This is a genomic window from Opitutus sp. ER46 (genome assembly GCF_003054705.1).
Taxonomy (GTDB): Bacteria; Verrucomicrobiota; Verrucomicrobiia; order Opitutales; family Opitutaceae; genus ER46.
In genome coordinates this window covers 457,127-479,296 of the sequence record NZ_QAYX01000023.1, presented here as the reverse complement: position 1 = coordinate 479,296, position 22,170 = coordinate 457,127, and the positions used below count along the sequence as shown (strand labels likewise).

The following is a 22,170-nucleotide window of genomic DNA, read 5'->3' as shown; positions in this document are numbered from 1 at the left end:
TGGCCCGCCGAGTCGCAGGTGTCTGCTTTCTTGCGGTCGGCCAGGTAATGCGCCATTTCCCGACCTCATCTCATGCAACACGCGTTCGTCACCGGCGCCGCCGGCTTCATTGGCTCCAACCTTGTCGATCGGCTCCTCGCCGAGGGTGTCCGCGTCACCGGCTGGGACAACCTCTCCACCGGCCAGGAGCGCTTCCTCGCCGGCGCGCTCCAGCACCCGCAGTTCCGCCTCATCCGCGGCGACAACCTTGACCTTCCCGCCCTCAAGACCGCCATGCAGGGCGCCGACTTCGTGTTCCATCTCGCCGCCAATGCCGACATCCGCGACGGCTGGAACCACCCCGAGAAGGACCTGCAGCAAAACACGATTGCCACGTTCAACGTGCTCGAGGCGATGCGCGCCAACGGGGTGAAGCGGATCGGCTTCTCCTCCACCGGCTCCGTCTACGGCGAGGCCCTCGTCACGCCCGACCGCCCCACCCCGGAGACCGACGCCTTCCCCGTCCAGACTTCCCTCTACGGTGCCTCCAAGCTCGCCGGCGAAGGCCTGCTCGCTGCCTACGCCGAGAGCGGCCAGATCGCCGAGGCCTACATCTTCCGTTTCGTCTCGATCCTCGGTGAGCGCTACACGCACGGCCACGTCTTCGACTTCTACCAGCAGCTTGTCGAACACCCCGACCACCTCCGCGTCCTGGGCAACGGCACCCAGCGCAAGAGCTACCTCTACGTCCAGGATTGTATCAACGCCATCCTCCACGTGACCCGCCAGGGCACGGCGCGCGACGCCAAGCATCACACCCAGATCTACAACCTGGGCACGCCCGAGTTCGTGCAGGTCAACGACAGCATCCGCTTCATTTGCGGCGCGCTCGGGCTCAAGCCCCGCCTGGACTACACCGGCGGCGACCGCGGCTGGATCGGCGACAATCCGTTCATCTTCCTCGATACGAAAAAAATCCAGGCCACCGGCTGGAAGCCCAAGCTCACCATCGAACAGGGCATCATCCAGACCCTCCGCTGGCTCGAGGCCAACCGCTGGGTGTACGACGCGCGGCACTGAGCGCCCCGACCGCGGAACTCAGCGGGTTCCGCGCCGCCTCCCCCACCGGGACTCTGCTCTTGCGACAACTTTGTTGTCTGGGATCAATGGCCGCTTTCCACCATGCGACCGTCCCGTCGTCTCCTCGGCTTCGCCGTCCTCGGCCTTCTGCTGCTCGTCGCGCTCGAGTTCGTCCTCTTCGACCAGTTCGGCTCCCGGCGGGTCACGTCAATCTACCCGCGGTGGAATGACCAGATCCTCTATTTATCCGAGGCATACTCCGGCTATGAGCTCTCCCGCACAGACGGGTTAGCGCCCGCGCTCTGGCACACACTCACCAACCTGTCCGCCCAAGGCACGCTGCACGACTTCTTCGCGGTGCTCGCCTTCCAGGTCGTCGGTCCGTCACGGAGCGCCGCGCTCGCCCTCAACTTTCTCGCCCTCGCCCTCTGGCAGGCCGCCCTCTTCTACGCGATCTATCGCCGTAGCGGCACGCCCGCGCTGGCGTTCCTGTTCGCCATGCTCCCGCTGGCGCTCCACGGGCCTTGGGAAAACATCCCGGGCTCAGCTTACGATTTCCGCCTCGATCACCTCGGCATGTGCGGGTTCGGCATCAGCGCCGCCCTCGGGCTGCTTACCGAGGGGCTGCGCGTGCGGCGCTGGTGCGTGGCCTTCGGCGTCGCCGTCGGGCTCACCCTCCTTACCCGGTTCATCACCGGCACGTATTTCGTCCTGATCTTCACCGCCCTCTTCATCTGGGCCGCCCTCGCCGGCGACCGGCGCCAGCGCCTGGTCAACGTCCTCCTCGCCGCCGGCACCGCTGCCGTCATCGCCGTCCCCATCTTCTGGCTCAACCGTGAATGGGTCTGGAACTACTACTACGTGGGCCACTACGTCGGACCCGAAAGCGCCATCCGCAATCAGAACTTTGGCCTGCAGCGCTCCCTCGAGTTCATCCTCAACGCGCTGTCGCAACGCCACCTTGGGTCCTTCTTCGCCAAGCTCGCCGCGGTCATCGTGTTCGTCCTGCCCGTTCTCCGGCTCTTTGCGGGCAAGACCGCCGCCAACTCCGCCCCCGCCTCCGCCCACGACACCCCCGATCCGTTCCGGCGCGTCGTCGATATCTTCGTTCTCGGCCTCGTCTTCCTGCTTTCACCCCTGCTCGTCCTCACGCTCCACCCGCAGAAGTCCGACGTCGTCCTCGGGGTCCTCGTCCCCGGACTCATTCTCCTCCTCGCCGGCATCGCCGTCGCCGTCGGCTCCGAGGTCGAGCGCTGGCGCCCCGGCGCCCGCCGCGCGCTCGCGCTCGTCGCCGCCCTCGGCGTCTTTTCCACCCTGGGTTACTTCGCCCAACGCCAGCTTCGCGCGATCGAGCAGCCGGCCACCACCGCGAACGCCCGCGAGGTCAACGCGATCGCCGATTACATCATCACCACAGGCGACGCCGCGAAACTCCCGACGATCCGCGTGGCGGTGGACAACATCACCGACGCCTTCGATGCCCAGGTCCTCCGCGTCATCTGCTACGAGCGGCGCCACGTGTGGCGAAACTTCGACATGCGCCTCCCCACCGGCATCGCCGCGCCCGAAGACGCCCTCGTCCGGCAGCGCGTCGCCGACAGCGACTTCGTCTTCCTGACCGACGACGCCGTCCCGCCCGGCCCCTACCCCTTCGACCACAAACTTGCCTCACTCCGGCCGGAACTGCGCGCCTGGTGCGAAGCCCACCTGCGCCGCGTGAAGACCCTCACCTTCAACGGTGCGACCGTGACGCTCTACGAACGCCCCGACCTCCGCAAATAGCGCCCCCACTCTTGCGCCCCACGCGCCCTCGGGCTCACCTCGCAATCCCCTCACTCCCGACTCCCTTAATCCCTCACTCCCTTCCTCCATGCATCTGATTCTCACCGGCTCGAGCACCGGCATCGGACGCGCTCTCGCCGTCCACCTCCTCGCCCGCGGCCACCTCGTCTGGGGCCTCGCCCGCTCCGACCAGTCCGACTTTGCGGAGGAGCACCCGGGAAAGTTCTTCGCGTCGCGCTGCGACGTCGCCGACTGGGCCCAGGTCGCCCGCGCCGCCTCTGAGATTACCGCCACCTGGCCCCACGCCGACGGGCTCATCGCCTGCGCCGGCATCCAGGGTGAAGTGGGTCGCGCCTTGACCGCCGATCCCGCCCGCTGGAGCGCCACCGTCCGCGCCAACCTCGACGGCACTTACTACGCCCTGCGCGCCTGCGACTCCCTCCTGGCCCGCACTCCGCGCCGAGCCAAGGTCATCTGCTTCTCGGGCGGCGGCGCCACCAAATCCCGCCCTCGTTTCTCCGCCTACGGAGTCGCCAAGACCGGCGTCGTCCGGCTGGTCGAGACCATCGCCGACGAAGAGCGCGGACGCCCGTACGATATCAACGCGATCGCGCCCGGCGCCATCAACACGCGCCTCACCGAGGAGGTGCTCGCCCTCGGACCCGACGTCGTCGGCGCCGCTGAGTTTGCCGCCGCGCAAAAACAGAAGGCCACGGGCGGCGCTTCGCTGGACAAGGCGCTCGGCCTCGTCGAGTGGCTCCTTTCCCCGGCCAGCGATGGAATCACCGGCCGGCTGATCAGCGCGCCCTGGGATCCGTGGTCCTCGCTCGACACCAAGGCCGCCGCACTTGCCACGTCGGACATTTATACGCTCCGCCGCATCGTGCCGGAAGAACGGGGCCAGAAATGGTGAGGCCCGTGTGCTGATCGGGCCGGCGTCGTCCGGCCCGCTTCAGCCGGTTCCCTCACCGCTTCTCTTTCGCGCGAAAGACCCGGAAGTTCAGGATCAGGAAAACCAGCACCGTCGACGGCGGCACGGCGATCGCCGTCGCCCACATGGGCCCGAGTTTGAAGCCGTCGATGCAGAGGCGGAACAGCGCGAAATTGACCACGAAGCTCAACGCCGCCGTCGCCAGGTACTCCCGGAACTGCCGCCACGTGTCCTGCCGCAGGCTCGGCAGCGCCCAGAACCGGTTCAGCGTGTAATGCGTCGACGTCGAGCAGATGAAGCCCGCCGTAAAGGCGAGGTTCGTCGGCATCCACCAGGTGAATACCTTGGTCGTGACCCATTGCACGACGTAGGCCGTCCCGCCCACCACCAGAAAGCGGATGAAGCGCGAGACGTTGGAGCCACCGGCGGACGCGATTGCGGTCATGCGCGTACTGGAATGCCGCCGGCCAATCCCGCGGCAACCCGAATTCCCGCGCTCAGCGCGCCCCCGCTTCGGCACGATCGCGAGCCGTCCACGTTACCTCGGTGATTTCGCCCGAGAACCGCTCGCTGCACGCCGTGCCGCCCACGGGGTTTGTCCCGATAAACACATCCGCGGCGTCCGCCCGATAGAACCGCGCTGGCGCGCTCCACATCGGCCGTCCGTTCACGCTGACCTCAACCCTCCCCGCTCCGGGATCCGCTCCCGGGAACGAACCAAGCCGGATCGCGAGTTGCCGGGGCTCTGCATCCGCCCACGCCAGCGGCGCGCCGTAGATCGGTGATTTGCCCCAGTGCTCGAGGCCAAAACGAATGCGCGCTGCGTCCAGGTACTCCACGAACAGGAAGTCCGCCCCGCCCGTCACCCCCGTTGTCGCCAGCGGTTCTCGCGCCCCGATCGTCCGTCGCGTCGGCAGTGTCACCCGCAGACTCACCTGGTCGAACCGCTCGACAGCCCCGGCCGCCGCCCCCCGCGCTTCCACTTCTAGGATCCGCCCCGCAAACCGCCCCAGCCCCGCGGGCGCGATTCCGATGCTGATCACATCGCCGCGCCGGAAACTGCGCCCCGCCACCGTCCAAACCGGCACGCCGTCGAGCACCAGCCAGGTGCGCCGCTCTCCGCCAACCTCGCGACACCGGAACTCCAGGCGATGCAGCCGCGACCGTTCCGCCGTGATCTGGGCGCTCTCGCGCACACCGTCCGCCGTCACGCGTCCGAAGACCAACGCCCCGCCCGCGCTGCGCACGCACCACGTCTCAGGCCCGCCGGCCGTGTTCACGCTCAGCAGCGGTTGCGCAATGTCGGCGCCCACCTCGGCCAGCGCGAACTGCAGGACGCATGGACTCGAGTCGGCGCCAACGAGCGTATCGATCCGGCCATCCCGCGCGACGGCCCGCAGCTCCCCGCTGAAGCGCGCGGGATCTTTCGCCCCCTTCGGATCTCGGCCGACGAGAATCTGGTCGGACGTGGCCGCTTCCGAGCGCTGATACCCGTCGAGCAAAACTTCGCCAGCCAACTCGACGCGCACACCGCGCGTCAAACGCTGCACCGCGTCCACCGACCGACCCCGCAGGACGGGATGCGTCTCCGGCGGCAGCAGTGAACCAAACTCGACTCGCATCCGGTACGTTCGCGCGGGATCGATCGCCACCCACCGGCTCGCCTGGGTCGCGCCGCCGTCGTGCGCAAAGACGAATCGGATCCGCCGGCCCTCGCCGTACTCCAATCCCAGGTGGTCGGCCTTCCCGTACCAGCCCGAGTGCAGTAGCGGCTCGCGCTCACCCGCCGGCCGGATGGGAAAACGCACCTCGAGTTCCAACGGTCCGAACGAGGCGCCGCGCCAGCGTTCATACCAACTCGCCGGGAGATTTCCGATCAGGGCCAGCCGGGCGTAGGCGCGTGGATTCGACCGCGCGAAATTTCCGTACACCTGCAGGCTGAACAGCGCGCCAAAGCCCGCGGCCGCCAGCACCACCAACGCGAGCAGCGATTGCCCCAGTGCGTGCACCACCCTGCCCGCACGCTCCTGCAACCAGCGCTCGACGGTCAGCCCGCCGACCAGCCCGAGCAGCACAAACGCCGGCATGAATTCCGTCTCATACCGGCCGATCGCGGCATAGAACCCGCTTAGGATCAGCAGCGTGCCGACGCCCATCGCCGCCACCGCGCCCAACCAGATCATAAAACGTCGTCGATCCGCTGCGCCCCGGGCCGCACCGAAGGGTGCCAGCACCGCCAGCCACAGCAGCGGCACGTAACGCAGCGTTGCACAGACTTCCTCCGTGCCGAAAAAGCCCGCCGGCGTCCGCGGCAGCTGCGTCGGATGCAGGTACGGGAAATAGCGCGACCACTCGAACGGCGCGAAGCCGTACAACCAGAGATTGTACGGGTAATACGCCCAACTGAAGTGTCGCGCCTTCACTTCGTAGAGACCGCTGAACTGATACGAGATGCCGAACTCGGTCACGCTCCCGAATCGCGCCAGGTTGTACCAAGCCATCGCCAGCCCGATCCCTCCGAGCGGAACCAGCGCGGCGCCCGCATAGCGCAGCAGCGCCGCCCGCTGCTCGCGCCACGTCCCTCGCGCCGCCCAGATCCGCACCGCCAGCGGCACCAGGATCAGGCCAACCGCAAACAGGTGCGTGGGCTTTGACGCCACTGCCAGCCCAAGGCTCAGGCTCGCCATCGCCAGCCAGGCCAACGGTCGCCGCTCCGCGTGCAGGGAACGAAACAGCGCATACACCGCCAACGCGCCAAACGCGTACATCGAGCTCAGCGGCAGCTCCCAGATGTTCGCGCGCCGCACCAGCACCGGAACCATCGTCGCCAGTCCCAGCGCCAGCAGCCCGAGTGTCCAGAGCAGCAGTCCTCCGTTCGGAAAATACCGCCGTCGCAACTCCCGCCAGGTGAGTCCCGACGCCAGGAAACCCAGCCAGCTGAAGATCACCACCGCCGCCGGCAGCGGCAGCGCGACGCCCGTGATCACCCGAAAGGGTAGCATCAGCGTCACCGCCGGCGTCGCGCCAAAGTAGAGGTAGTACTTGCCGCGGTACAGGGACGCGTCGTGTAGCCCAAGTCCGGGCGGGCGCTTCGCCGGATCATACGGATCGTCCACCGCCAACAGCTCCGGGGGAACATTCACCTTCAATGACAATTGTCCGTCCAGAAACCCGTCCACGAGGAGGTTGTAGTAATCCGTCTGCGGCTGTCCCCAGCGCCACGACGCGTCCTCCGTCCGCGCCGACCAAAGGTAAAACCAGCCCACGAGCAACGCCACGCCCGCGAACACAATCCACTCTCCACGGCGGGTCGTGGACGCGTCGCGCGAGGCAGGTTTACCTGGAGGAGGGTTCATGGACACCTGGGTAGCAGGCTGGCCGGGCGCATCATCCTACGACTCGGCCGCCTCCCGACGGAAGAAGCGGAGCCGGCCTCCTTCAACCCATTACTGCAGGCAAGTCGTCACTCCACTGCGCCACGCCCATCGCCGGCCGCCCCCGGCAAAACGTCACTTGCCACCGTTTGGGCATTCGCATGCGCTGCTTGCATATTCATCACGGAATGAGCGCCATCACCACGGAGCCAACCCTTAATTTTGCCGTCGTCGGCTGCGGCCTGATTGGCCGCAAGCGCATCGCGGCGCTCGCCAAGGTGCCGGGTGCGGCCGTACGCGTCGCCTGCGACCTCAATGCCCAGCGTGCTGCCGATGCCGCCCGGGGCGTCGCCGGTTGCGCCGCCAGCACCGATTTCCAGGCCGTCGTCCGCGATCCGAGCGTCGAGGTCGTCATCGTCGCCACGCTGAACGGCTCGCTCGCCCCGATCACCCTCGCCGCCGTCCAAGCCGGCAAGCACGTGCTCGTCGAAAAACCCGGCGCGCTCAATGCCGCCGAGCTCCGCACCGTCGCCGCGGCCGCCGCGAAGACCGGCGCCCTCGTCCGGATCGGTTTCAACCATCGCTACCACCCGGCGCTGCAAAAGGCGCGGGCGTTGATCGACGCCGGCGCGCTCGGACCGCTGATGTTCCTGCGCGCCCGCTACGGCCATGGCGGCCGCAAGGGCTACGACCGTGAGTGGCGCGCCGATCCCGCCCAGTCCGGCGGCGGCGAATTGATCGACCAGGGCGTCCACCTGATCGACCTCGCCGGCTGGTTCCTCGGCGACTTCACCCGCGTGGAAGGGCACGCCGCCACGTATTTCTGGGACATGAAGGTCGACGACAACGCGTTCCTGTCCCTGCGCACCGCCTCCGGCCAGACCGCCTGGCTGCACGCCAGCTGCACGGAGTGGAAAAACCTGTTCTCCCTCGAGATCTATGGGCGCGACGCGAAACTCGCCATCGACGGCCTCGGCGGCAGCTACGGCCTCGAACGCCTCGCGCACTACCAGATGCTCCCGGAGATGGGCCCGCCCGAAACCACGATCTACGAATACCCCCGCGGTGACGACTCCTGGGCCCTGGAACTCTCCGAGTTCGTCACCGACATCCGCACCCGCCGCGTCCCCCACCCCGGCCTCCCCGAAGGCATCCGCACCCTCGAAATCGTCGAAGAGATCTACCGCGCCAGCGGCTTCACCGTCGCTGCGGCGCCGGCGACGCCGCTGGCGGAGTGAAAGTGAAAGTGAAAGTGAGAGTGAGAGTGAAAGCCCACTTGTTCAGGTGACGATGGCAGCCGACTCACACCTCTCGTCATTTGGTGCTTACCGGAAGGCGCTGGAGCTGTTTGACCTCACGGCTGCCGACTTGATGCCCCTCACGAAGTCCGCAGCGCTCGCCCGGCTCATTGGCCAGCAGTTGGCCAGCGCCGACTCCATCGCGGCGAACATTGAGGAAGGCTATGGCCGCGGCAGTCCCAAGGAGTACGCCCACTTCCTTGTCATTGCCCGAGGTTCGGCCCAAGAAACCGCCGGCCGCTATGAGCGGTTGAAACATTGGCTCCCCGCGGAAACCGTCGATGCCCGCGTCGTCCTCTGCCGTGAGATCATCGCGATCCTGACCAAGTCTATCAGCACGCTGCGAAGCCAGCCCTCGCCGTAACTCTCCCCGGCCCCATTTTCACTTTCGGGCTCCGTCCCACTCTCACTCTCACTTTCACTCTCACTTTTTTTCATGATCATCACCCGTTCTCCTCTACGCGTCTCCCTCGGCGGCGGCGGCACGGATCTGCCGTCCTATTACCGCGAGTACGGCGGCTTCCTCGTCGCGGCGGCGATCGACAAGTACGTCTACATCACGAAGCACCGGACGTTTCAGCAGGAGATTATCGTCAAGTACTCCAAGCTCGAACGCGTGGCGTCCGTTGACGCCATCGAGCACCCGATCGTGCGCGAGGCCCTCAAGCTGACCGGCGTGACCGACCCGCACATTGAGCTCACCTCGATGGCCGACATCCCCGGTGGCACGGGCCTCGGCTCCAGCGGCAGTTTCACGACCGCGCTCCTCAAGGCGCTCCACACCTACCGCAAAAACCTGATCTCCCCGGCCGAACTCGCCGAGCAGGCCTGCGACATCGAGCTGAACAAGCTCGGCGAGCCCATCGGCAAACAGGACCAGTACATCGCGGCCATCGGCGGCATCACCGCCTTCACGTTCCACAAGGACGGCCGTGTCGAGTACCGCCCATGCAACATCTCCGAGGAGACGCACTTCAACCTCGAGGACAACCTCCTCCTCTTCTTCACCGGCTACTCCCGCAGCGCGTCGGCCATCCTCAAGGACCAGAATGACCGCTCGAAGCAGAACGACTCCGCGATGCTGGACAACCTGCACTTTACGAAGGAGCTCGGGTACCAGTCCCTCGCTGCACTCGAGGGCGGCAACCTGGAGGAGTTCGCCCGCCTGATGGACGTGCACTGGCAGCGCAAGAAGGCCCGGAGTTCCGGCATGAGCAACGCCCACATCAACGAGTGGTACGACTTCGCCATGGCCAACGGCGCCCTCGGCGGGAAACTCATCGGCGCCGGCGGCGGCGGCTTCCTCATGTTCTACGCCCAGGACAAGCAGAAGCTCCGCCACGCCATGCGCCAGAAGGGACTTCAGGAGGTCCGCTTCCGCTTCGACTTCGAGGGCACCAAGGTCGTCGCCCAGAACTAGCTCGCGCCCCGGATGACCGCCTCCGACCTGCCCGTCGCCATCCTCGCCGGTGGCCTCGCCACCCGCCTCCGGCCCATCACCGAGAAGGTGCCGAAGCTCCTCGTCGAGGTGGCCGGCGAGCCGTTCTTCTCCCATCAGATCCGGCTCCTCAAGGCCGCCGGGCTCACGCGGCTCGTGCTGTGCGTCGGCTACCTCGGCGAGAAGATCGTCGAGCAGTACGGCGATGGCTCCACCTGGGGCGTGAAGATCGAGTACGCCTTCGACGGCCCCAAGCTCCTCGGCACCGGCGGCGCCCTCATCGCCGCCCTGCCCAAGCTCGGCGACGCGTTTTACGTCCTCTACGGCGACAGCTACCTGCCGGTCGATTACCAGGCCGTCGGCAACTTCTTCCTCCAGTCGGGCCAGCTCGGGCTCATGACCGTGTACGAAAACCACGGCCGCTACGACACGAGCAACGTCTGGTTCGAGGGCGGCGCGATCAAGGTCTACGACAAGAAGAACCGCCTGCCGCAGATGCACCACATCGACTACGGTCTCGGCGTCTTCCGCGCGGCGGCGTTCGACGGCTTCGCCCGCGATGCCGTCGTCGATCTCGCCGAAGTCCAGAAGTCCCTCGTCCCCCGCCGGCAGCTCGCGGGTTACGAGATCCGCCAGCGGTTCTACGAAATCGGCTCTCACGACGGACTCCAGGAACTCGACGTGCTCTTGCGGCAACGCGCGCCGTAACCGGCGCACCCGGCGGGTTTCGACCGCTGGGTTGTCCAAGGGGTTGCCGTCACGCCTGCGCACCCCGGCGCGGATGCGCACAAATATTCGTCGCTTGCCCTCGTTCGCGCAGAACGCTCAATCCCGTCACCCCGACCCATCACTCTGTCTCTTCTTCCATGAGCTACTCCGTCCAACACCTGAAGGAAACCGCCGAGATCATCGGTAAACTGAACCCGGACGATTGCGAAAAATGCGTCCGCGAGCTCCGCGCCGTTCGCGAGCGCGGCGGCCGGCTCTTCATCCTGGGTGTCGGCGGCAGTGCGGCCAACGCCTCGCACGCCGTGAACGACTTCCGCAAGATCGGCGGCCTCGAGTGCTATGCGCCGACCGACAACGTTTCCGAACTCACCGCCCGCACCAATGACGAGGGCTGGGCCAGCGTGTTCGTCGAGTGGCTCCGCGGCTCGCGCCTCAACGCCAAGGACGCCCTCTTCGTCCTCTCCGTCGGCGGCGGCAACCTCGAGAAGAACGTCTCGCCCAATCTCGTCACCGCCCTCCAGTTCGCCAAGGAGATCGGCGCCCGCGTGATCGGCATCGTCGGCAAGGACGGCGGCTACACCGCCAAGGTCGCCGACGCCTGCGTGGTCGTGCCGGTCGTCAACCCGAACAACATCACCCCGCACAGCGAGGCCTTCCAGGGCGTGCTGTGGCACCTCTTTGTCTCCCATCCCGACCTGAAGGTGAACCAGACCAAGTGGGAGAGCGTCGCTCCCGCGAAGAAGTAATCTTCGCCTCGCCTCCCGGCGCGGGCCTTCCCGCGCCGGCGTCCCGCCGATGCCGTCCGCCCTTCCTTCCTCTCCTGCCGGCGCTCGGCCGGAGCTCCTTCCCGCCGTCTTCCTCGACCGCGACGGCACGCTCAACCGTCAGGTCGTCCGCGAGGGCAAACCCTACCCGCCGCAGACGCTCGCCCAGTTCGAACTTTTTCCCGGCGTTCCCGACGCCTGCGCGCAACTCGCCGCCGCCGGATTCGTGCTCGTGGTGGCCACCAACCAGCCTGACGTCGGCCGCGGCACCCAGTCGCAGGCCGTCGTCGAGTCCATGCACGCCCGCCTCCGGCAACTCGTCCCAGCCATTTCCCGCGTCGAAGTTTGCTACGCCCCCGGTCTCGACAAAACCGCCCCGCCCGATCGGCGGCGCAAACCCCTGCCCGGCATGCTGCACGACGCCGCCGGCGCGTTGAATCTCGACCTGACGCGGTCCTGGATGGTCGGCGACCGCTGGCGCGACATCGACTGCGGGCAGCGCGCGGGAGTGCGCACCGTCTTCATCGATTTTGGCTATGCCGAGGAGTTGCGCGCGGCACCCGACTTCATCGTCAAATCCTTCTCCGCAGCCGCCGCCGTGATCCTACGCGAGACCGCCGCCAGCCGGGGCTGACGGCGCCAGCGCCACGCCTAAACTTTCACCTTGCCGCACGCTCGGCGGCACTCTCCCCTTTTTTGCAAAAGTCGACGTAATCCACACCCATGAAATCGCTGAGCGACCTCAAAATCCAGATCTACGCCGATGGCGCAGACAAGGCCGGCATTCTCGACCTCTACGCCAAGCCCTACATTAAGGGCCTGACCACCAACCCGACGCTGATGAAGAAGGCCGGGATCAAGGACTACGAGGCGTTCGCCAAGGACATCCTCCAGACGGTCACCGCCAAGCCGATCTCCCTCGAGGTCTTCACCGACGATCTCTCCGAGATGCGGCGCCAGGCGCTCAAGATCAAGGGCTGGGCCAACAACGTCTACACCAAGATCCCGATCACCAACTCGCGCGGCGAGTCCTGCCTCCCCCTGATCAAGGAGCTCGGCCAGGAAGGCGTTAAGCTCAACGTCACCGCCATCCTCACGCTCAAGCAGGTCGCCGGCGTCGCCGAGTCGCTCAACCCCGCGGTGCCTTCCGTCGTCTCCGTCTTTGCCGGCCGCATCGCCGACGCCGGCGTCGATCCGCAACCGATCATGCGCGCGTCCCGCGCCCTCCTCCACGCCCAGCCCAAGGCCGAACTGCTGTGGGCCAGCGTGCGCGAGGTCCTCAATCTTCTCCAGGCGGAGGAGTCCGGCTGCGACATCGTCACCGTCCCGCACGACATTCTCGCCAAGGCCTCCAAGATGCTTGGCATGGACCTGACCGCGCTGTCCCTCGACACCGTCAAGATGTTTGCCAAGGACGCGAGCGACGCCGGCTTCAAGCTGTGATGCTTCGCCGGCCGCCGGCCTTGCGGTGAACGCGATCAATGCCACGGCGGCCGGTGAGCACGCCGCCTTTCGCAGCTGGGTTGATCATCCGACCACGCAGACCCTCGTCCACGCGCACGTGGTCCTGCGCGGTTGGTGCTACCATCTCGATGGCATGCCGATCCGTGCCATCCGCGCGCGCGTCGGCGATCGCACCTTCCCAGGCCTGCACGGTGATCCCCGCCCCGACGTCTTCGCCGCCGTGGGCGGCGTTCCCACCAGCGAGCGCTCGGGCTACGAGCTCGCGCTGACGCTGTCCGGCGGCGCCAACCTGTGCGTCCTCGAGGTGCAGCTCGCGAACGGCGCGTGGCACGAGTTCAAACGCTTCACCCTGCACGCAGAACCGCCCCCCGCCGGCGACCGCTGGCGCTGGTTCAACTTCTGGGCGCGCGCCTGGCTGGGACGCCCTTCCGCCTGGGACCGCCTCACGCCGGACGAACGCGATTTCGTCGTCGCCTGGGTCCGGCACCAGGGCTGGCTCAATCTTCAGCTTCTGCCGCAGTACGCACCGCGGCCCGTCACGCCCGAGGTGTTTCCGACGTCCGGCGCCCGGCCTGAACACCTGCCCCGGCTCAGCGTGGTCACTCCGTCGTACCAGCAGGCCCGCTTCCTCGAGACGACCATGCTCAGCGTGCTCGATCAGCCGGGCATCCGGCTCGAATACGTGGTCCAGGACGGCGGATCCACCGACGGCAGCGCCGAGATTATCCGCCGCCATGCCGCTCGCCTCGCCCATGGCGAATCAGTCCGCGATGCCGGCCAGGCCGATGCCGTCTGCCGCGGCTTCGCCCACACCACCGGCGGCCCCGAGGACGTGATGATGTACCTGAACTCGGACGACGCCCTGATGCCCGGCGCCGCCCGCTACGTGCTCGAGTACTTCGCCCGCCATCCGGACGTCGACGCCGTGTACGGTCATCGCGTCCTCATTGATGAGAACAACCAGGAGGTCGGCCGCTGGTTCTCGCCGCGCCAAGCCTGCGATGATTTGCGGCTGCACGACCTCGTTCCGCAGGAAACATTGTTCTGGCGGCGGCGCATGTGGGACCGCGTGGGTGGGATCAACCCCAGCTTTCAATTCGCCCTGGATTGGGACCTCCTGCTACGTTTTGCCGCTGCCGGGGCGAAGATCGTCCGGCTGCCCCGCTTCCTTGGCATGTTCCGCCTCCACTCGCTGCAGAAGTCCCAGGCCCGACTCGAAGAGAACGGCATCCCCGAGATGAACGTCCTCCGGCGGCGCACGCTCGGGCGTGAGCCAACGGACGACGAGATGCACCGCAGCATGCGCCGCGCGCAGGTCGACAGCGCCCTCCTTTTGGCTCTCTCTCGGCGAGGACTGCGCCTATGAGCCGGATTTGCCTTCTCGTTGACCAATTCCTGCCTCCGACCGAGCCCGCCCGCGCGGCGGCCGCCGCCGATCCGTGGGCGCTCGCCTCGGCGTTCGCGAGCGGTGGGGAGGACGTCACGATCATCGACGCCAATTTTGCGTTGGAAGGCACGCCCGCCGGTCTGCCGGCAGCCGCCCGTTCCCGTGACTTGGGCTACGTGGCGCTGCGCGAAACGCCGCCGGCGTTCGCGGTTCCCCTTTTTCCCCAGGCCGAGAGCCACACCCGCGCCCACCACGCCGCCCGCCTGCTCGGCGAACTGACGCCCGAGGTGTGCATCGTGCTCGGCTCGCCCGCCCTCGCGGCGATCGCGCTCCTGCGTCGCCAGACCGGCGGCGCCCTCGCGTCGACCCGCTTTGTCGTCCTCGTGTCCAACCTGCCGCGCGAGCTCGCAAGGCTCGCCCAGGACGACCTGCCCCTCGGCGGACGCGAGGAGATCGTCCATGACTATCTCGAGCGACGGGCCCTCAGCGCCGCCGACGCGGTAATCTTCTCCGACCGGGCGGTGCTCGCCCGCGTGGTCGACGCCGGCCTCGTCTCGGCCGCATCGGCCCGCCAGCTCGAAACACTCTCGGACTCCACGGCGTGGCGACCCTACCTGGTCCCCGCCCCCGCGCATCCCGCGCCGCGGCCATTGCCGCGCGTCAGCGTCTGCCTGCCCTATTACGAGCAACCCGACTTCCTCGCGGACGCGCTCGCCTCGCTCGCTGCGCAGACTCTGCCGCCGCACGAGGTGATTCTGATGGACGACGGCTCGAAGTCGCCCGCCGCCCTGCGCGCCTACGCGGAGGCGGAGAAGCGCTACGCGACCCTGGGCTGGCGCTTCCTGCATCAGCCGAACGCCGGCCCCGCCGCCGCCCGCAACCGCCTCGTCGAACACGCCACCGGCGACGCCGTCCTGTTCTGCGACACCGACAACCGGTTCCGGCCCGAAATGGTCGCCACCCTGGCGCGCGCCCTGGCCATGACCGGGGCTGATTGCGTGACGTGCGCGTTCGCCACGTTCTCCGATCCGGTCGACCCGGCTGATCCCGGCTACGTGCTTTCGCCGCTGGGCGGCTGCGTCGAACTTGGGCTCATCGAGAACGTCCTCGGCGACACCAACTTTCTCGTCCGCCGCTCCGTGTTTCTGGAGCAGGGCGGCTTCTCCGCCGAACGACTTGCCGACGAGGACTGGCAGTTTCTCCTGCAACTGCTCCGCCATGGCGGACGCGTCGAGACGGTCCCCGACGTGCTCTTTGACTACCGCCGCCTGGCCACCAGCCGCGCGCGACGCCAAGGCGAGTTCGCCAGCGCCGTCATCACGCTTGCGCCCGTGCTGGCGCAGACCGATCCGGCGTGGCGCCGCCTGTGGCCCCACCTCGTGGCTTCGGTGCGCAACCCGCGCGTTCCCCAACTCGAGCATCAGCTCCGCGCCAACCAGCTGAAGCATCAGGCTGAACTGGCGACACTGCAGCAGGCCTACGACAGCCGCGAACACCAACATCGCGCCGAGATCGCTGCCCGCGAGCAACAGCATCGTGCCGACCTCGACCGGGAACGGCATCTCCTCGCGCTCGCCCGCGCTGACCTGCGCCGCCGTCATTGGGAGATCGTCGTACAGAAGTCCGCCGTCGAACAGGCCCGCGCCGCCACCGCCGCCGCCGAGGGCCGTCACGCGGATGAGATCCGCGAAGCGGCGGTCCGCGAGCAGGCCCTGGCTGGCGATGTTGCCGATCGCGAGCAGCGCATCCGCACGCTCGAGGACAAACTGCGCCGCATGCAGGCCTCCTGGTCCTGGCAGGCCACCGCTCCCGCCCGCGCCCTGCGCCGTCAGTTGGTCGATCCGTTCCGCCGCGCGCCCAAGGAGGACGCCTCCGCCGCCGCGCCCGCGCCAGAGTTTCGCCTCGCGGTGGACCGCCCCGCCTTCTGGGACGCCGCTCCTGCCTCGGGCGTTATCTCCGGCTGGTGCCTCGGCGCCGGCCAACGGCCCACTCCAAACATCCGCGTGCTGCTCGACGGCACGCCGCTCCCCGGCACCACCGGCCAGAGCCGGGAGGATGTCGCCCAGGCCCACGGGCTCGCCGCCTCCGCCGCGGGCTGCGGGTTCGAATTTCACTACCGGCTCGCCGCCGACACCGACCACGCGCTCCGCGTCGAGGTGCAGGCCGACGACGGCTCCTGGCAGGTTGCGCGCGAAGGCACCCTCCACACCACGAGCCGGCCGCGCGCCGTGCACGACTACGCCTCGTGGGTCGAGTGCTTCAGCACCGTCACGCCGGACAAGGCCGCCGCGCTGCGGGAACGCCTCGCGGCGCTGCCCGCGACCGCGCGGCCGCTCCTCTCGGTCCTCATGCCGGTCCACAACGCGCCCGAGCGCTGGCTCGAGCGCGCCGTCGAGTCCGTCCGCGCCCAGGTGTACGAGAACTGGGAGCTCTGCATCGCCGACGACGCCTCCACCGCCGCCCACGTGCGGCCGCTCCTCGAGCGGCTCCAGGCCGCGGATTCCCGCATCCGCGTCACGTTCCGCCCGAGGAACGGCCATATCTCCGCCGCGTCCAACTCCGCCTTGGAACTCGTCCGCGGTGAATTCGTCGCCCTGCTCGACCACGACGACGAACTGCCGTCCGACGCCCTGGCCGAGGTCGCACTCCTCCTCGCCGCCCAGCCGGAAACCGACCTTGTCTTCTCCGACGAGGACAAGATCGACGAGGACGGCCGGCGCCGGGATCCGTATTTCAAACCCGACTTCCTGCCCGACCTGCTCCTCGGCCAGAACTGTCTGTCGCACCTTTCCGTCTACCGCACCGCGCTCGTCCGCGAGGTCGGCGGCTTCCGCGTCGGCTACGAGGGCAGCCAGGACTGGGATCTCGCCCTGCGCGTCGTCGACCGCACCACGCCCGAGCGCGTCCGCCACCTGCCCAAGGTGCTCTACCACTGGCGCGCGATCAGCGGCTCCACCGCCGTCACGGTCAGCGCAAAGAACTACTCCGTTGACGCCGCCCGGCGCGCCCTCTGCGACCACTTTGCCCGCCGCGGCATCGCCGCCGAGGTCCGCCCCGTCCCGGGCGATCACTGGCAGATCGTCTACCCGCTGCCCCATCCCGCCCCGCTCGTCTCGATCATCATCCCGACGCGCAACGCCTGCGCGCTGCTCCGGACGTGCGTCGGCTCCATCCTCGCGCGCACCGAGTATCCAAACTTCGAGGTCATCGTGGTGAACAACCGTTCCGACGACCCCGAGACGCTTGCGTTCTTCGAGGAACTCCGGCGCGAGGACAACGTCCGGACCGTCGACTTCGACGCCCCGTTCAACTTCTCGGCCATCAACAACCACGCCGTCCGCGCGGCCCGCGGCGAGGTCCTGTGCTTCCTCAACAACGATATCGAGGTCATTACGGGGCGCTGGCTCGACGAGCTGGCCAGCCACGCCCTGCGCCCGGAGATCGGGGCCGTGGGCGCGATGCTCTACTACCCCAACAACACCATCCAGCACGCCGGCGTCGTCCTGGGCCTCGGGGGCGTCGCGAACCACGCGTTCCTGCACTACCGGCACGGCACTGACGGCTACATGAACCGCGCGCGACTCGCCCAGAACTACAGCGCGGTCACCGCCGCGTGCCTCGCCGTGCGTCGCGAGGTTTTCGCCCGCGTCGGCGGGTTCGACGCCGAGCACCTCGCGGTGGCCTTCAACGACATCGACCTTTGTCTGCGCATCCGCGCCGCCGGGTACCGCAATCTCTGGACGCCCTTCGCCGAGTTGTACCACCACGAATCCGCGTCGCGCGGCAGTGACCACGACCCCGCCAAGCAGGCCCGCTTCACCGCGGAGATCGAACACATGCGCCGCACCTGGGGCCCCCAGCTCGATCGCGACCCCGCGTACAATCCGAACCTCACCCTCGACCTTCTCGGCTGGGCCCTCGCCTGGCCGCCGCGCGCGTGAGCCGTCCCCGCCCTTCCCGCCTTCTCCGGGGCACGTTGGTCGGCGCGCTCCTGGCCATCATCCTCGGACTCAACTGGGCCGCCTACGACCGCTACGGTTCCGACATGCCCAATTGGGACCAGTGGGACGCCGAGGGCGTCCACGCGATCGGCCCCTGGTTCTCCGGCGATCACTTCGTCCGCAACCTCTTCGCGGCTCATAACGAACACCGCGTGATTCTGACCAAGGCCCAGAATCTTGCCCTCACCTTGGTCAATGGACAGTGGGACGCGCGTCTCCAATCCGTCGTCAACGCCCTCCTTCACGCCGGCATCGCCGTCGGCCTTTGGCTGCTCGCCCGCCGTGCCATTGCCCCGCGCCTGCAACCTTTCGCCTTTGCCGGCCTCGCGCTGCTCTTCGGCCTGCCGCTTTCCGACCAGAACCTGCTCAGCGGTTTTCATTCCCAGCAGTACTGGCTCATTGGCCTTTCGCTGATCGCGATCGCGCTCCTGCCGTTTTCCCGTCCGGCCAGCCGCCGTTGGTGGGCCGGTCTCGCCGCCGCGATCCTTGTCCTCGGTTCGATGGGCTCCGGCTACCTCGCCGCGACCACCGTGTTCGGCGTCGTCCTGTGGCGCGCACTCTGCCGCGAGACCTCCTTCCGTTCGGCATGGCCAACCCTGCTCGTCACCGGGCTCATCACTGCCTTCGGCGAGGCCACACGGATCACGGTCGATTATCACGCGTCGCTCGTGGCCACGAATGCCCGGGACTTCGTCGTCACGCTCCTGCGCAATCTCGAGTGGCCGCTGCACGAGCAAGACTGGGCCGGGCCGTTCCTCTGGACCCCGTGGCTGGTTCTCACGCTTCTGACCCTCGTCCGCTCGCTCCGCGTCCGCGCCGGCCGGCCGGCGCCAGCGGCGATCACCTGGGCCATCGTCGCACTCGGCGGCTGGGCCTTTGGCCAAGTCCTCGCCACCGCCTACGCCCGCGGCGCCGGCGGCGCCTATCCCGCCTCCCGCTATGCCGGCACGCTAATCTTCGGGCTCGGCGTCAACGTCCTCGCCGCGCTGCACCTGGTGTGGCCGCGCCCGGCCGGCCCCGCACTCGCCACCTCGCCGGCAGCCCACGTCGGCGCCTGGCGGTCCGCGCTGCGGATCACCGTCGTGGTCCTCTGGGCACTCCTGCTCGCCGCGGGCCTGCAGTGGCGGCTCACCTACAATCTCGCGGATCCCCTGCCCCACGCGAAGCAGTACTACGCCGGCGGCGAGGCGCACCTGCGTTCGTATCTGGTTACCGGTGACGCCGCCCAGCTCAGCGACCCGATCCCGTACATCACCGCGGAGGCCTTGGTTGAGCGCTTGGCCGTGCCGGGCGTCCGCCCCCTCCTCCCGGCGAGCGTGCGTCCCGCCGTGCCGCTCGAACCCGCCAGGGCCGAGGGCTTCACCCGCAACTGGGTCACACCGCGCACGCCCGCTCCACGGCCCGGCCACGGCTTGGCCCCGGACACGCCTCCGCTGCCTGCGCGCGTCACGTGGGGTTCCTTCTCCACTGCCGGCCTCGCCGGGATCGGCGAGTGGCGCAGCCAGCCGATCGCACCGTCCGCCCACGCCTGGTTGCGGTTCGACATCGCCGGCCAGCTCGGCGAGCCGGGCGTAAGTCTCGAGCTCCTCGATGCCGCCAGCGGCAAGCTCCTCGCGACGGTTGGTCCCGCGTCCGGCACGGGTCCCTGGCGCGCCGCCTACGTCCGCGTGCCGGCGCAACCATTCGTCATCGTCGCCCACGACCGCGACGCCCATCGGTGGCTCGCCTTCAGCGCGCCGGTGGAGGTTGCGACGCTTTCTTACCTCGCGGTTCTCGTGGTCCGGCACGCGCTCTGGCTCACCGTCATCGGCGTGCTCGCCGCGATCGCCGCGTTCATTCGCTTGGCCCGGTTGCACCGGTCCGACGCCGCCCCGCGCATGGTCGGGCGGGACGACGATGTACCCCCGGCCATCTCCGGTCCGGCGCGCCGCCGCCGCACGTTTCTCGTTGTGGCCGTTTTCTTCTGCGTGTGGTGCACCAAGCTCGCGGTAATCGGGCGCTATGGCACCGACCTGCCGGTTTGGGACCAGTGGGCCAAGGAGGGAGAGCTCTGCTACGCGCCGTGGTTTGAGCGCCACGAGTTCTGGGCACCGCTCTTCCTTCCCCACAGCGAGCATCGCATCGCGCCCACGCTGGCGCTGAACCTCGGACTGCTCCGGCTCGGCGCCGACCAGTGGGATGCCCGCGTGCAGTGCGCCGTGAGCGCAGCCCTCCACGCCCTCATCGCCGCCGGCCTCGCGGCCTGGGCGTTGCGCCGGCTGCCGACCGGCTGGGCGCTGGCCGTCGTGGGCACCATCGTCCTCGTCACCGCCCCGCCCATCGCGTGGGAGAACGTGCTGCTCGGCTTCCAGTCGCAGTTCTACTTCCTTATCGGCTTCACCCTGCTCGCGCTCGGCGGCGTGCTCGGAGCTCCCGCCGGTTCGTGGCGGTGGTGCGGCGGCGTTGCCGCCGCGGTCGTAGCCGGTGTCAGCATGGGCTCCGGCCTGCTCGTCACCGCGCCGATCGCGCTGCTCGCCGCGCTGCGCCTGCGTCAGCCGACAAACGCCGCACGTCCCCGCCGACTTGGTCGCGCGAGCAACCTGGCGACGATCGCTACCGCCGTTGTCCTCGCCGCCATCGGCTGGTGGTTCCGACCCCAGGCGCCCTGGCACACGCCCTTGCACGCCCACTCCTTCGCCGAGGCCGCCGTGTACGCCCTGCGCTGCCTCTCCTGGCCGCTCTACGGTTTCCCGTGGCTCGCCCCGCTGCTGTGGCTGCCGTGGTTCGTGCTCGCCACCCGCCGTCTGATCTCGCCGTTCACGCGCGAGCCGCGCCACGGCGCCAGCGTGACGGCGGACCTCGTCGTCGCCGGCGGGCTCTGGGTCCTCGCCCAGGTGGCCGCGGTCAGTTTCGCCCGCGGCGGCGGGAGCAGCCTTCCCGGGATCAGATACGGCGACGTGTTCGCCGTCGGAGTGGTGTTGAACGCCTTCGCCCTGGCCCTGCTGGCACGGTCGGCCGCACCCGACACGCGCCGCGCCTCACGCTTCGCCCTCACCACGACCTGGAGCATCCTGGTCGTCGCCGCCGTCGCGGTGGCTACGCGCTCCACCTTCCAAACCGAACTGCCCCAGCGTGCCGCCGATCACCGCGACTACGTCCACAACGTGCGGATGTTCCTGCGCACCGACGATCAGGAGGCATTCGCGCGCGAACCCAAGCTGCCCTTCCCGCACACCGACTGGCTCATCCGCCTGCTGCGGAATCCGACGATCCGCCGCATCATGCCAGCCAGCGTCCGCGCTCCGATCGAGGTTCCGGGGTTGCGGAACGACGGCTCGCTCGCCGCGGTTCCCACCCTCGCGACGCTCTGGCCCGACGCAGCACGGGTGGTCACCGCGGGCCAAACCTGGCGGAGTCCGGCACTTTCGGCTGACCACGGGTGGTGGAAGATCGAGACGGCCGGCGATGTTGGCCAGTCGGGTACCACCTTCGAGCTTGTCTCGGCCCGGACCGGCGCGCTTCTCGCCCGCATCGCTCCGAGCAAGCCCGCCGGCGCCCACTGGCGTGCCGCCTATGTGCGCTGCCCCTCCGAACCAGCCATTCTGGTGGCGCACGTGGCCACCCCCGCCCGCTGGGTCGGCTTCAGCGAACCCGTCTGGGTCTCGCCGCTCAGCTATCGCACCTGGCGGCTCACGGCCCACGCGCCGCTGCTTGCGGGCGCCAGTTACATACTCTTTGCCGGCGCGCTCCTCCTCGTCGCGTACCAGCGGCGCGACGGTGAAACCACCGCACCGAAATCCGTCGCGTAGGTCACGCCTCCGCACCGGAAATGGGATTGCTTCAACCTTTTCCAAACCTACGGTCGGCCGCCGAATGGCCGGTGCAAAGGAACCTCACGGGATGAGACCACGAGCAGTGCCCACAGGGCGCAGCCGGACCGCGCCCGCACTCGTTTTCCGCCGTG

Annotated in this window: 15 protein-coding genes; 13 read left to right on the top strand and 2 right to left on the bottom strand. The window is 68.4% G+C overall.

The window, feature by feature from the left end; translation table 11 throughout:
• Positions 1-72 precede the first annotated feature (72 nt).
• The 3 genes from DB354_RS14850 (at position 73) to DB354_RS14840 (ending at position 3,754) form a co-directional block, all read left to right on the top strand.
• Positions 73-1,059, top strand: coding sequence for an NAD-dependent epimerase/dehydratase family protein (locus DB354_RS14850; RefSeq protein WP_107836414.1), 987 nt, complete (start codon positions 73-75; stop codon positions 1,057-1,059).
• A gap of 102 nt (positions 1,060-1,161) precedes the next feature.
• A complete protein-coding gene (locus tag DB354_RS14845; RefSeq protein ID WP_107836413.1) occupies positions 1,162-2,841 on the top strand; it encodes a hypothetical protein in 1,680 nt (559 codons plus the stop codon).
• 88 nt (positions 2,842-2,929) lie between these two features.
• On the top strand, positions 2,930-3,754 hold the full coding sequence (locus DB354_RS14840; protein WP_107836412.1) for an SDR family oxidoreductase: 825 nt from the start codon (positions 2,930-2,932) through the stop codon (positions 3,752-3,754).
• A gap of 52 nt (positions 3,755-3,806) precedes the next feature.
• Here DB354_RS14840 and DB354_RS14835 read toward each other — a convergent pair whose 3' ends face one another.
• Both DB354_RS14835 and DB354_RS14830 read right to left on the bottom strand, forming a co-directional pair.
• Positions 3,807-4,217, bottom strand: a complete 411-nt coding sequence (locus DB354_RS14835) for a GtrA family protein (protein WP_107836411.1) — start codon at positions 4,215-4,217, stop codon at positions 3,807-3,809.
• A 52-nt stretch (positions 4,218-4,269) separates the two neighbouring features.
• Entirely contained in the window at positions 4,270-7,128 is a 2,859-nt protein-coding gene (locus DB354_RS14830; RefSeq protein ID WP_107836410.1) for a phospholipid carrier-dependent glycosyltransferase, read from the bottom strand.
• A gap of 206 nt (positions 7,129-7,334) precedes the next feature.
• Here DB354_RS14830 and DB354_RS14825 point away from each other — a divergent pair, with 206 nt between their 5' ends.
• The 10 genes from DB354_RS14825 (at position 7,335) to DB354_RS14780 (ending at position 22,015) form a co-directional block, all read left to right on the top strand.
• Positions 7,335-8,384, top strand: a complete 1,050-nt coding sequence (locus DB354_RS14825) for a Gfo/Idh/MocA family oxidoreductase (RefSeq protein ID WP_107836409.1) — start codon at positions 7,335-7,337, stop codon at positions 8,382-8,384.
• A 52-nt stretch (positions 8,385-8,436) separates the two neighbouring features.
• The gene (locus DB354_RS14820; protein ID WP_158277550.1) at positions 8,437-8,808 is read left to right on the top strand and encodes a four helix bundle protein; all 372 of its coding nucleotides are present in this window, start codon (positions 8,437-8,439) and stop codon (positions 8,806-8,808) included.
• 72 nt (positions 8,809-8,880) lie between these two features.
• A complete protein-coding gene (locus tag DB354_RS14815) occupies positions 8,881-9,864 on the top strand; it encodes a galactokinase (RefSeq protein ID WP_107836408.1) in 984 nt (327 codons plus the stop codon).
• Between the two features lie 12 nt (positions 9,865-9,876).
• Positions 9,877-10,590: a nucleotidyltransferase family protein gene (locus tag DB354_RS14810; RefSeq protein WP_107836407.1), complete on the top strand. Its 714-nt coding sequence runs from the start codon at positions 9,877-9,879 to the stop codon at positions 10,588-10,590.
• Positions 10,591-10,748: 158 nt separating this feature from the next.
• Positions 10,749-11,357: an SIS domain-containing protein gene (locus tag DB354_RS14805; protein ID WP_107836406.1), complete on the top strand. Its 609-nt coding sequence runs from the start codon at positions 10,749-10,751 to the stop codon at positions 11,355-11,357.
• A gap of 49 nt (positions 11,358-11,406) precedes the next feature.
• On the top strand, positions 11,407-12,009 hold the full coding sequence (locus tag DB354_RS14800; protein ID WP_107836405.1) for an HAD-IIIA family hydrolase: 603 nt from the start codon (positions 11,407-11,409) through the stop codon (positions 12,007-12,009).
• An 89-nt stretch (positions 12,010-12,098) separates the two neighbouring features.
• Positions 12,099-12,818 carry a transaldolase gene (locus DB354_RS14795; protein WP_107836404.1) on the top strand — a complete coding sequence of 240 codons (720 nt, stop codon included), beginning with the start codon at positions 12,099-12,101 and terminating at the stop codon, positions 12,816-12,818.
• A 25-nt stretch (positions 12,819-12,843) separates the two neighbouring features.
• Entirely contained in the window at positions 12,844-14,205 is a 1,362-nt protein-coding gene (locus tag DB354_RS14790; protein WP_107836403.1) for a glycosyltransferase family 2 protein, read from the top strand.
• Complete coding sequence (locus DB354_RS14785; protein WP_107836402.1) at positions 14,202-18,167, top strand: glycosyltransferase; 3,966 nt, start codon at positions 14,202-14,204, stop codon at positions 18,165-18,167. Before DB354_RS14790 ends, DB354_RS14785 begins: the two co-directional genes overlap by 4 nt.
• Positions 18,164-22,015 carry a hypothetical protein gene (locus DB354_RS14780; protein WP_146180271.1) on the top strand — a complete coding sequence of 1,284 codons (3,852 nt, stop codon included), beginning with the start codon at positions 18,164-18,166 and terminating at the stop codon, positions 22,013-22,015. Before DB354_RS14785 ends, DB354_RS14780 begins: the two co-directional genes overlap by 4 nt.
• The last annotated feature ends 155 nt before the right edge of the window (positions 22,016-22,170 follow it).